The 10,592-nt window shown below is 66.5% G+C and carries 12 protein-coding genes; 10 read left to right on the forward strand and 2 right to left on the reverse strand.

Annotated elements, in window-relative coordinates:
* Nucleotides 1-22 precede the first annotated feature (22 nt).
* Together ACK4HJ_RS07110 and ACK4HJ_RS07115 are read left to right on the forward strand one after the other, a co-directional pair.
* Complete coding sequence (locus ACK4HJ_RS07110; RefSeq protein WP_409829232.1) at nucleotides 23-559, forward strand: TRAP transporter small permease; 537 nt, start codon at nucleotides 23-25, stop codon at nucleotides 557-559.
* Nucleotides 560-590: 31 nt separating this feature from the next.
* Nucleotides 591-1,871: a TRAP transporter large permease subunit gene (locus ACK4HJ_RS07115; RefSeq protein ID WP_409829235.1), complete on the forward strand. Its 1,281-nt coding sequence runs from the start codon at nucleotides 591-593 to the stop codon at nucleotides 1,869-1,871.
* A 104-nt stretch (nucleotides 1,872-1,975) separates the two neighbouring features.
* Here the strand turns inward: ACK4HJ_RS07115 and ACK4HJ_RS07120 are convergent, their stop codons facing one another.
* Nucleotides 1,976-2,617: an NAD(P)-dependent oxidoreductase gene (locus ACK4HJ_RS07120; RefSeq protein WP_409829237.1), complete on the reverse strand. Its 642-nt coding sequence runs from the start codon at nucleotides 2,615-2,617 to the stop codon at nucleotides 1,976-1,978.
* A 110-nt stretch (nucleotides 2,618-2,727) separates the two neighbouring features.
* Here ACK4HJ_RS07120 and ACK4HJ_RS07125 point away from each other — a divergent pair, with 110 nt between their 5' ends.
* From ACK4HJ_RS07125 to ACK4HJ_RS07155, 7 genes are all read left to right on the forward strand, one after another.
* Nucleotides 2,728-3,630, forward strand: coding sequence for a LysR family transcriptional regulator (locus ACK4HJ_RS07125; protein ID WP_409829240.1), 903 nt, complete (start codon nucleotides 2,728-2,730; stop codon nucleotides 3,628-3,630).
* Nucleotides 3,631-3,903: 273 nt separating this feature from the next.
* Nucleotides 3,904-4,308, forward strand: a complete 405-nt coding sequence (locus ACK4HJ_RS07130) for a hypothetical protein (protein WP_409829242.1) — start codon at nucleotides 3,904-3,906, stop codon at nucleotides 4,306-4,308.
* Between the two features lie 28 nt (nucleotides 4,309-4,336).
* On the forward strand, nucleotides 4,337-5,215 hold the full coding sequence (locus tag ACK4HJ_RS07135; protein WP_409829245.1) for a LysR family transcriptional regulator: 879 nt from the start codon (nucleotides 4,337-4,339) through the stop codon (nucleotides 5,213-5,215).
* A gap of 26 nt (nucleotides 5,216-5,241) precedes the next feature.
* A complete protein-coding gene (locus ACK4HJ_RS07140) occupies nucleotides 5,242-5,565 on the forward strand; it encodes an antibiotic biosynthesis monooxygenase family protein (RefSeq protein WP_409829248.1) in 324 nt (107 codons plus the stop codon).
* Between the two features lie 254 nt (nucleotides 5,566-5,819).
* Nucleotides 5,820-6,779 (forward strand): chemotaxis protein, encoded by a 960-nt coding sequence (locus tag ACK4HJ_RS07145; protein WP_409829250.1) that lies wholly within the window; start codon nucleotides 5,820-5,822, stop codon nucleotides 6,777-6,779.
* Between the two features lie 310 nt (nucleotides 6,780-7,089).
* Complete coding sequence (locus ACK4HJ_RS07150) at nucleotides 7,090-7,611, forward strand: hypothetical protein (RefSeq protein ID WP_409829252.1); 522 nt, start codon at nucleotides 7,090-7,092, stop codon at nucleotides 7,609-7,611.
* A 58-nt stretch (nucleotides 7,612-7,669) separates the two neighbouring features.
* A complete protein-coding gene (locus tag ACK4HJ_RS07155; RefSeq protein WP_409829277.1) occupies nucleotides 7,670-8,371 on the forward strand; it encodes a DUF4124 domain-containing protein in 702 nt (233 codons plus the stop codon).
* Here the strand turns inward: ACK4HJ_RS07155 and ACK4HJ_RS07160 are convergent.
* On the reverse strand, nucleotides 8,356-9,336 hold the full coding sequence (locus ACK4HJ_RS07160; RefSeq protein ID WP_409829255.1) for an SDR family oxidoreductase: 981 nt from the start codon (nucleotides 9,334-9,336) through the stop codon (nucleotides 8,356-8,358). The genes ACK4HJ_RS07155 and ACK4HJ_RS07160 overlap by 16 nt on opposite strands.
* Nucleotides 9,337-9,408: 72 nt before the next feature.
* Here ACK4HJ_RS07160 and ACK4HJ_RS07165 point away from each other — a divergent pair, with 72 nt between their 5' ends.
* Nucleotides 9,409-10,479, forward strand: a complete 1,071-nt coding sequence (locus tag ACK4HJ_RS07165) for a CDP-6-deoxy-delta-3,4-glucoseen reductase (protein ID WP_409829258.1) — start codon at nucleotides 9,409-9,411, stop codon at nucleotides 10,477-10,479.
* Nucleotides 10,480-10,592: the final 113 nt, after the last annotated feature.

Raw genomic sequence — 10,592 nt, forward strand, 5'->3', positions numbered from 1 at the left:
CAGAAAGTACAAGGAGAAGCCGATGCTCGACGCACTGATTGACCGCTGCTGCCGCGCCATCAACCTGCTCATCGCCCTGGCACTGGCCGTGATGGTGGTGATGGTGTTCGGCAACGTGGTGTTGCGCTACGCCTTCAACTCCGGCATTGCCATCAGTGAAGAGGTTTCGCGCTGGCTGTTCGTGTGGATCACCTTCCTGGGCGCCATCGTGGCGGTGCGTGAACACGGGCACCTGGGCACGGACCTGGTGCTCATGCGGCTGCCACCGATGGTGCAGCGCGTGTGCCTGGTGCTGGGCCACGGCCTGATGCTGTTTTGCACCTGGCTTCTGTTCAAGGGCGCGCTGGCACAGGCGCGCATCAACTGGGATGTGGACGCGCCGGTGACGGGTGCTTCGGTGGCCATCTTCTATGCGTCCGGCGTGGTGTTCGCCGCGGCCTCGGGGCTGTTGCTGCTGCTCAACCTGTGGCGGCTGCTGTCGGGCAAGTTGCGCAACGACCAGCTGGTGCGCGCGGGCGGCTCTGAAGATGCGGCCCAGCAGCACGGCCCGCGCCCCTGACTTCACACCCCACTGCTTCGGAGTTGCCCCCATGACCATCTTCATCTTTCTGGGCGCGCTGCTGGGCGCCATGGCCATCGGCGTGCCGATTGCGTATGCGCTGCTCGTATCGGGCGTGGCGCTGATGTGGCACCTGGACCTGTTCGACGCGCAAATCCTGGCACAGAACGTCGTCAACGGCGCGGACAGCTTTCCACTGCTGGCCGTGCCCTTCTTCATGTTGGCGGGCGAGATCATGAATGCGGGCGGGCTGTCGCAGCGCATCGTGCGGCTGGCGCTCACGCTGGTGGGGCACAGGCGCGGTGGGCTGGGATTTGTGGCCATCCTGGCCGCGTGCATGCTGGCCGCGCTGTCGGGCTCGGCCGTGGCCGACACGGCAGCGCTGGCCGCGCTGCTGCTGCCCATGATGGTGAAGGCCGGCCACGACAAGGCGCGCGCTGGCGGGCTGATTGCATCGGCCGGCATCATCGCGCCGGTCATACCGCCATCGATTGGTTTTGTGGTGTTCGGCGTCGCCGCCAACGTCTCGATCAGCAAGTTGTTTCTGGCGGGCATCGTGCCGGGGCTGCTGATGGGGCTGTCGATTGCTGCCGCCTGGTACTTTGTGTCGCAGCGCGAGAACATCAAGCCCCCGCCGCGCGCCTCCACCGGCGACATGCTGCAGGCCCTGAAGGAATCCACCTGGGCGCTGTTCCTGCCGGTGATCGTGATCGTTGGCCTGAAGATGGGCGTGTTCACCCCCACCGAGGCCGCCGCCGTGGCAGCCGTCTACGCGCTCTTCGTGGCGACGGTGGTGTACCGCGAACTGCACTGGCGCCAGCTGACCGCCGTGTTCGTGAGCGCTGCCAAAACGACGGCCGTGATCATGTTCCTGGTGGCGGCCGCCATGGTCAGCGCCTGGCTCATCACCGTGGCGGACATTCCGCGCCAGCTGGTCGCACTGCTCAAGCCCTTCATGGACAGCCCCATCCTGTTGATGATGGCCATCATGCTGCTGGTGATGGCCGTGGGCACCGCCATGGACATGACGCCCACCATCCTCATCCTGGCGCCCATGCTGATGCCGGTGGTCAAGGCCGCAGGCATCGACCCGGTCTACTTCGGCGTGCTGTTCATCATGAACAACGCCATCGGGCTCATCACGCCGCCCGTGGGCACGGTGCTGAACGTGGTGGCAGGCGTGGGGCGCATGCGCATGGACGAAGTCACGAGAGGGGTGCTGCCCTTCATGGGCGCGCAGTTCGCGATGATGTTCCTGATGGTGCTGTTCCCGGCCATCGTGCTGGTGCCGATGCGGTGGTTCATCGGATAAGAAATATGAGTCAAATTGGCCGCTAGCGCTTATCCATCAAGCGCTAGCAGCTATTAAAACAGGAGCAAACCGCTTGAGTGCGGTCTGCTTCTGCGATAGCAAGCTCAGTTCGCCACCGTGAACCGCTTCTGCACGTGGCGCGGCGTTTCCAGCTCGTCCACGATGGCCACCGCCAGGTCGGCCACGCTGATGCTGCCGGGCTGTTCGCCGTTCATCAGCGGGGCTTCGTCGCCCAGGCGGTACTGGCCCGTGCGCTCGCCGGGCTGCAGCAGGATGGGGGGCGAGAGGAAGGTCCAGTCCAGCGCGCTCTCTGTGCGGATCCAGTTCAGCGCCTCGCGCGCGGCCAGCGCGCCCTGCTTCCATTCGGCGGGGAACTGGGGCGTGTCCACCAGCTGCACGCCCGGCGCCACAAACAGGCTGCCCGCGCCGCCCACCATCAGAAAGCGGCGCACACCCGCCTGCTTGGTGCCGTCGATGATGGCGCGCGTGCCTTTCAGGAAATCGTCGTGAATGTTGGGGTTCTCCCAGCCGGGGTTGTAGGCACTCACCACCGCATCGTGGCCCGCAGCGGCCTTGGCGACCTGGGCGGCATCTTGCGCATCGGCGGTCACCACGGTGAGGCCCTCGCGGGGGGTGAACTTGGCCGGATTGCGGGCCAGCACGGTCACACGGTGGCCGCGTTGCAGCAGTTCGTTCAGCACGGCCGAGCCGACAAAGCCGGTGGCACCGATCAGGGCGATGTTCATATAGTCCTCAAGAGTCAAAGTTGCGATGAAGCAAGAATAGGAGCTTGTCAAAACCGGCGGTAGAGGGCCAAAACGGCCTTTTCTTTGAAGCCCTGCTTCACAATTGCGGCATGGAAGACCTCAAACGCATGGCCGTTTTTGCCACCGTGGTGCAGCACGGTTCAATGAGCGGCGCCGCCCGCGCCCTGGGCATGAGCACCTCGGCGGTGAGCCAGCAGGTGCGCAAGCTGGAAAGCGATGGCGGCGTGACGCTGCTGCACCGGTCCACCCGCAAACTGGCACTCACCGAGGCCGGCCAGCGCTACCACGCCCGCTGCGCTGCCATGTGGGCCGCGGCCGAGCAGGCGCGGGCGGAGTTGGCAGCGTCGCGCGACGCACCCAGCGGCGAGCTGCGCCTGTCGGCCACGGTGGGTTTTGCGCGGCACATCGCGCCCGCTCTGGGCGACCTGCTGGCGGCCCACCCCGCGCTGCGGCTGCGCCTGCTGGTGGACGACGCGCCGATCGACCTCATCAACGCGCGCATCGACCTGGCCGTGCGCTTTGGGCGACTGGCCGATTCAAGCTGGGCCGCGCGGCGTCTGTGCGGCATGCAATGGCTGTTGGCAGCGTCGCCCGGGTGGGTGGCGGCCCACGGCGTGCCGCGCGACCCGGAGGCGCTACTCACACACAGCTGGCTGGGTTTTGCGCGCGAAGGCGGCGGGTTGCTGATGGACCTGCGCAGCCCCGCTGGCGAACCCCGCACGCTGCGCGTGGAGCCGCGCATCGCCAGCAACAACCAGCTGTCCATCCAGCAGATGTGCGAAGCCGGGCTGGGCCTCGCGCTGGTGGGCAGCATGGACGCGCACGAGGCGCTGCAGGCCGGACGGCTGGTGCGTCTGCTGCCCGGTTGGTCGTTCGGCACGCTGGACATCTGGGCCGTGACGCCCCAGCGCGATGCGCAACCAGCCAAGGTGCGCCAGGCCGTTGCAGCGCTGCAGGCCTATCTGCGGCAGGTGCCCGGGATTTCGGACTGAGAGCGGCCCACAAAACTCTTCTGGCGTTGTTGCCGCGTCTTGTCGTACTGCTCTTACTGTTCGTACTGCCTGCGCCGGAGCGAGTGGCCAGAACCGCTACGCTGAGTTTTGTTGGCCGCTGCGAGCCTCGCTCGTCCACATCCATCGATTTTTTATCGCACAGATCCACAAATTCCATCGTTGTGTGGGCGCCGGGCTTTGCCTAAAGTCGCGGCTCCCTGGCCAGGGTTTTTTTGTTGTTGATTGACCTACCCGTTCAACCGGAGACCCGACATGACGAGCAACCCATCCCTGAGCTTCCCCATCGACCGCGTGCTGACTGCCTTCGAGCAGCAGGACGTGCCCACGCTGCTGGCCACCATTGCCGACGATGTGGACTTCCGCATCGACCACTACCGCGACGATGCCGACACCAGCTGGCAAATCGCCCGCAACAAGGCCGAGGCGATGGCCGTGGTGCAGCGCCTCGGGGTGGAGGTGTTCCCGCGCGGCACGAAGATCCTGCACACCCACAGCCAGCCGCTGGGCAATGACTGGGTGCTCACGCACTTTCACCAGCGCTTCTTTTATGCGGTACAACAGCGCGAGGTGGAGTCCGTGACCTGGATCACCAGCCATTCGCGCAATGGCCAGGTGGACTACTTCCGGGAAACGGTCACCACCATCACCCCTGTCTGACCCCAGAACGAAGGAAGGCCCTGCCACCATGCTGTTTGACCTGCGCGCCCTGGGCTACTTCGTGGCAGCGTACGAAGAACGCTCGGTCACGGCCGCATCGCGCCGCTGCTTTGTAGCGCAGCCGTCCATCAGCATGGCCATCAAGGGGCTGGAGGATGCGCTGGCCACCCCCCTGTTCGAGCGCAGCCGCCAGGGCCTGGCGCCCACGCCCGCCGCGCACCGGCTGTATCCGCGCGCCTGCAGCCTGCTGGCCCAGTCCAGCGCCATGGTGCGCGACTTTCGCGATGCGCCGCGCGAAACGCTGGGCATCTTCCTGCAGGACGACCTGATGGTGCAGCCCGCCGCGCCCCTGTTCGCGCAAATCGCGCAAGAGTGGCCCCACACCCTGCTGCGGCTCACCGCCAGCGCGCAGGAAGCCCGGCTGCGCATGGTGGCCGAGCACTGCAAGCCACCGGGCGACACCTTTGTGCCGCTGTGGCACGAGCCCTATGTGATGCTGGTGCCCGAGCAGCACCCCTTGCGCTTCAAGAAGCGCTTTGGCCTGGCGGACATCGAAAACCTGCCCCTCATCGAGTGGCCCTATTGCCCGCTGCACCAGTCCTTCATCCGCCTGCTGGCCGAGCGGGGCATTGCGCTGCAGGTGCAGGCCAGTGCAGCGCGTGAACAGTTGCTCGTTCACATGGTGGATGCTGGCATGGGCCTGGCCGTGGTGCCGCAGTCGCACGCGGCCCGTGCGCTGCGTGCCCTGACCCGGCCGCTGGACGGGCCCCTGGCGTTTTCGCGCCACATCGGCCTGGCCTGCGATGCATCGGACGCACCCATGCTGGGGCTGCTGCACCGCTTGGCAGACGGCATGAAGGCAGCCGCAGCCGAGCCTGCACCTGCGCAGCGCAGCAATGTGGTTTGATCCGGGAGCCAACCTCATTGCCTCCCATGATTCTTGAAGTCGCCCACCTCACCGTCCACCCCGGCCAAAACAGCGCGTTTGAACAGGCTTTCGCCCAGGCGCAGCGCATCATTGCTTCCATGCCCGGCTACATCGCCCATGAGCTGAGCCATTGCCTGGAGCGACCGCGGGACTATGTACTGCTCGTGCGCTGGGCCACCCTTGCCGACCACGAAGTCGGCTTCCGCCAGTCGGCGCAGTACCAGGAGTGGAAGCGGTTGCTGCACCATTTCTACGATCCGTTTCCCACCGTGCTTCACTTTGGCGAGCCTGCGTCCGCCACTGCATTGCGCTCGGAGCGTGCAATCTGAATCGCGGAGTACAACGCCATCTGTCAAAATATTGATTATTTTGATAAATATGATAAAGTCCTCGCCGCGTTGAGTCGCCGTGCCGGGAGCGGTGCACGTGCGCAACGGTAGGCGCGGCAACCACAGCTATGCAAACCCTAATCGGCGACGTGCGGGCCGTACAAGCCCAGCGGCGGGTGCAAAAATTGCGGACAGTCGCAACGTCTACTTCTAGAATTTGTAAACACGCGTATCTGTTACGCAAAGGATCGACCATGAAAGCCATCCAGCAGGATATTGACGAGCGGACCAACCTCACCAGCACCAACAAGTTCGAGTTGCTGCTGTTCCGCCTGGGCACCGACAACGCGCTGGGCAAGTCCGAGCTGTTTGGCATCAACGTGTTCAAGATCCGCGAGATCGTGGCCATGCCCAGCATCACGCCCATTGCCGGCACCACTCCCCACTCGCTGGGCGTGGTCAACCTGCGCGGCCAAGTCATCCCGGTGCTGGACCTGCCTTCCATCGTGGGCTGCAAGCCGCAGACGGGCCTGAACATCATGCTGGTGACCGAATACGCGCGCACGACACAGGCGTTCGCGGTCGAGTCGGTGGAAGACATCGTGCGCCTGGACTGGAAGCAGGTGCTGTCGGCCGAAACCAGCGGCGCCAAGGGCAAGCTGGTCACCAGCATCGCCCGTCTTGACGGCAACACCGATGAATCGCGCCTGGCCCAGGTGTTGGACGTGGAAGCCATCCTGCAGATGGTGTCGCCGTCAGACGGCCACGAGGTGACCGAGGAGAAGGTCGGCGCCAAGCTCAAGCTCAAGCCCGGCACCATCGTGCTGGCGGCCGACGACTCGTTTGTGGCGCGCTCGCTCATTGAGCAGGAACTCAAGGTGCTGAACGCTCCGTTTGAAATGGTGAAGTCCGGCAAGGAGGCATGGGACCGCCTCAACGCCATCGCCCGCAGCGCCGAGGCTGAGGGCAAGACCGTACTGGACCGCGTGGCCATGGTGCTGACCGATCTGGAAATGCCCGAGATGGACGGCTTCACGCTGACCCGCAACATCAAGCAGGACGCGCGCTTCCATGGCCTGCCTGTGGTCATCCACTCGTCGCTGTCGGGGTCGGCCAACGAAGACCACGTGCGCAGCGTGGGCGCCGATGGCTATGTCGCCAAGTTCGTGGCGGAAGACCTGGCGGACACCATTCGCCGCGTGTTGCCCAAGTAGTTCGCCAAGGGGGACAGCACTCACCCCGGGCGGATCATGCAGGGCACTTTGAAGAAAATCCGGCCCTAGCGCTTGTCCAACAAGCGCTTACAGCTATCAAAAATATAGCTACCGAGCGCATGCAGATTGTGGCTGCGGCTGTGGCGGCATGCGGGCCTACAGACGGCGCGTCAACCAAAGCGGTATACCAAGCGCTAAGGGAACTGGTACAGCCGACCAGGGCCTGAAGTTGTAACACTGCACCGGCGCGCTTTTCCGGGGCTTTACCCCACGGCCGGAACACACCATCCCCAGCCCGAGTCTGACCGCCATGACCTACACCCTCGCCACCACCGCCCGCATCCTTTCCGCCACGCTCCTCGGGGTCGCGCTCACCGGCTGCGCCACCGTGCCTGGCGACCCGTACTACGGCAGCTCCGGCTACCAGGTATACGAGCAGCCGGGCTATGCCTACACCACCCCCTCGCCGGCGTACTACCCGGCCCCCGTCTATGTAGCTCCGCCCGCTTACCGCGCCCCGCCACCTGCCGTCTACTACGGTGGACGCGACCACCGGGACCGCGATGACCGCTGGAGCCGCGACAGAGACCGGGACCGCGCAGAACGCGACCGCGCGGCGCGCGACCGTGCGGAACGCGACCGCCGGGAGCAGCAGGCGCGCGACGCCGCCAACCGGGACCGCGCGCGCGAGCAGGCCGAACGCGACCGCCGCGCTTACGAGGCGGGCCGGGGCCGTGACACCCGGCCCGGCCACATTGCTCCCGGCTCCTACACACCGCACCCGCACGATTGGCGCTCCCGCCAATTTGAAAACAGCGGCGAGAAGCCTTGAGTCGTCTTAAAGGAGACATGCTGCTGTGACCTTGCTCCGCTGCGCCCCCTTTGTGTTGATGGCCTTCGTAGCAGGCTGGAGCGCCAGCGCGCACGCCCAGGTGGTGCGATGTACCGATGCGCGCACCGGACAGGTGACCTACACCGACGGCACCTGCGCGGGCGGATCCTCGGTACGTGAAGTCGAGCCCCGCAAGACTCCGCAAGAGATCCAGCTGGAGCGCGAGCTGGCCGCCGAAGCATTGGAGCGCAAGCAGCAGCGCCTGCAGGCCGAATCCGCCGCAGCCGATGCCACCGCGCAGCGCAATGCCGAACGCGACCGTGCGCGCGCCGCGCAGGCCGCAGCGGCGGCACCCCAGCCGCAAGACTACGCCCGCTCGCCCGAATGTGCGCGGTCGCGGCGTAACCTGGACATCGTGGCCAACGGCATCGCACGGTCCACCTATGAACAGGAACTGCGCCTGGACGCCGTACAGCGCCAGGTGGACCTGGACTGCCTGGGTCCCCAGGGCTACGCCGAGGTGGAAAAGGCCCGCGCCAACCAGCCGCGCGTGGTGGTGGTGCCCCCGGTGCGCCACCGCTCTGCATTTCCAGAACCATTTCCGCCGGTCGGCAAGCCCCAGCCCGCGCCGCACCTCACGCAGTGCGGCGACTTTCGCTGCACGGACAACCTGGGCAACACCTACCCGCGCGCGGGGCCAGGCCGCTTCCCGGGCCAGGGCGGCGTGTGCCGCTCCAACGGCGGTCAGGCGCCCTGCTGAGGCAGCGTTTTTTCTAGACGCGCCGGGCCTGCCAAACCCTCGTTCACCGTGGGGTAGCGCAGGCGCAGGCCCAGCTCCTGCAGCAGCCGTTGGTTGCTCAGCCGGCGCGACTCGCTGATGAAGCTCAGTAGCATCAGGGGCAGCTGGTCCTGGGCCGCAGTGCGCGGCAGCCGGGGCGGGCGCGGCAGACCGAACAGGTCGGCCGCCAGGTCAAAGTAGTCGCCCATCTTCAGCTGCGTGCAGTCGCTCGCGTTGTACGTGCGCTGCGGGCGGCCGCGCCACAGGGCTAGCCAACACGCGCGGGCCAAGTCGTCCGCGTGGATGTGGTTGGTGAACACATCGTCCTCGGCGCGCAGCACCGGTGTGCCGCGGCGCAGGCGGGCTTCGGGCGTGCCACCCTCGCGGTCGGGCGCATAGATGCCCGGAATGCGCAGCACGCTGGTCCGCACGCCTGCGCGGCCCAGATGGCGCACGGCACGCTCGGCATTGACGCGGCGCTGTGCCCGCGGAGTGCCCGGCGCCACGGGCCGGGTCTCAGGCACCAGGGCGCCCTGGCAATCGCCATACACGCCGCTGGTGGACGCATACACCAGCGACACCGGCAGGCTGCGCAGGCGCAGCGCGCGCGCCAGCGCCACGGTGCGCGGGTCGTGCCACCACGCGGTGCCCGCGCCTTCGCCCGGGGGCGGCGCCAAGTGCAGCACGCGGGTGGCCACGCCAGCCAGGCGGCGCAGCGTGGCGGCGTCGTCCAGGTTGCCTACCAGGGGGCGCATGCCTTGGGCGCGCAGGCCGCCCACACGCGCGGGGCTGGAGGTGAGCGCCAGCACCTGCATGCGCCCCGCGCCCGGTCCGTGTTGCAGGTCGCGCGCCACGCGCTGGCCCACGTCGCCGCAGCCCACGATCAAGAGGCGTTCGCGGCGGAAGCGCGCTGGCAGCGCGCCGAGAGGGCTTTGTATTGAAGGCAAAATCGAGTCCGTTTGCCCGGCGCCTGCCGGGCGGTTGGTTTGACCGAAGACGACTCCAAGGATACCCACAACATGACCAGCGCCGAGGCTGCCACCACCGCAGCATTCCAGATCACCGTGCAGCCCAGCGGCCGCGCTTTCAGTGCCCAGGCGGGCGAGGCCATCCTGGCCGCCGCCATCCGCAGCGGCGTGGGCCTGCCCTACGGCTGCAAGGACGGCGCCTGCGGCTCGTGCAAGTGCAAGAAGATCAGTGGCGCAGTGCACCACACGGCGCACCAGTCCAAGGCCCTCACGGCCGACGAGGAGGCCGCAGGCCTGGTGCTGACCTGCTGCGCCCAGCCGCTGACCGACGTGGTGCTGGAGTCGCGCCAGGTGACGGACGAAAGTGCCTATCCCATCAAGAAGATGCCGGTGCGCGTGGCCACGCTCGAGAAGAAGTCGCACGACGTGATGCAGGTGCGCCTGCAGCTGCCGGCCGCAGACACCTTCCGCTACCACGCAGGCCAGTACATTGAATTCATCCTGCGCGATGGTGCACGCCGCGCCTACTCGATGGCCAACGCACCCCACACCCAGGCCGAAGCGCCCGGCGTGGAGCTGCATATCCGCCACATGCCCGGCGGCAAGTTCACCGACCACGTGTTCGGTGCGATGAAGGAAAAGGAAATCCTGCGCGTGGAGGGCCCGTTCGGCAGCTTCTTCCTGCGAGAAGACTCCAACAAGCCCATCATTCTGCTGGCCTCCGGCACGGGGTTTGCGCCCATCAAGGCGTTGATCGAGCACATGCAGTTCAAGGCCATCACGCGCCCAGCGGTGGTGTACTGGGGCGGCCGCCGCCCCGGCGACCTCTACATGCACGACTGGCTGGTGGCCCGCATGGCCGAAATGCCGCACCTGAACTACGTGCCTGTGGTGTCCGACGCGCTGCCGGAAGACAACTGGACCGGGCGCACGGGCTTTGTGCACCAGGCGGTGATGGACGATTTTGCGGATCTGTCGGGCTACCAGGTTTATGCCTGCGGCGCGCCCATCGTGGTCGAATCGGCGCGGGACGCCTACAGCGCCCACCGGGGCCTCCCGGCGGAAGAGTTCTACGCGGACTCGTTCACGTCCGAGGCCGATAAGCATGGAACACCCCCCTGAGCAACCGTCTTGGAAGTCAAGCGCAATGGTGATTTGGATTCCATGCGGAGCCTTGCTTAGCGATGGCGTTAAGCATCGTCAGCAGCTTGCGCATGCAAGCCACCAAGGCGACC

The organism is Acidovorax sp. (genome assembly GCF_046294525.1).
Taxonomy (GTDB): domain Bacteria; phylum Pseudomonadota; class Gammaproteobacteria; order Burkholderiales; family Burkholderiaceae_C; genus Acidovorax.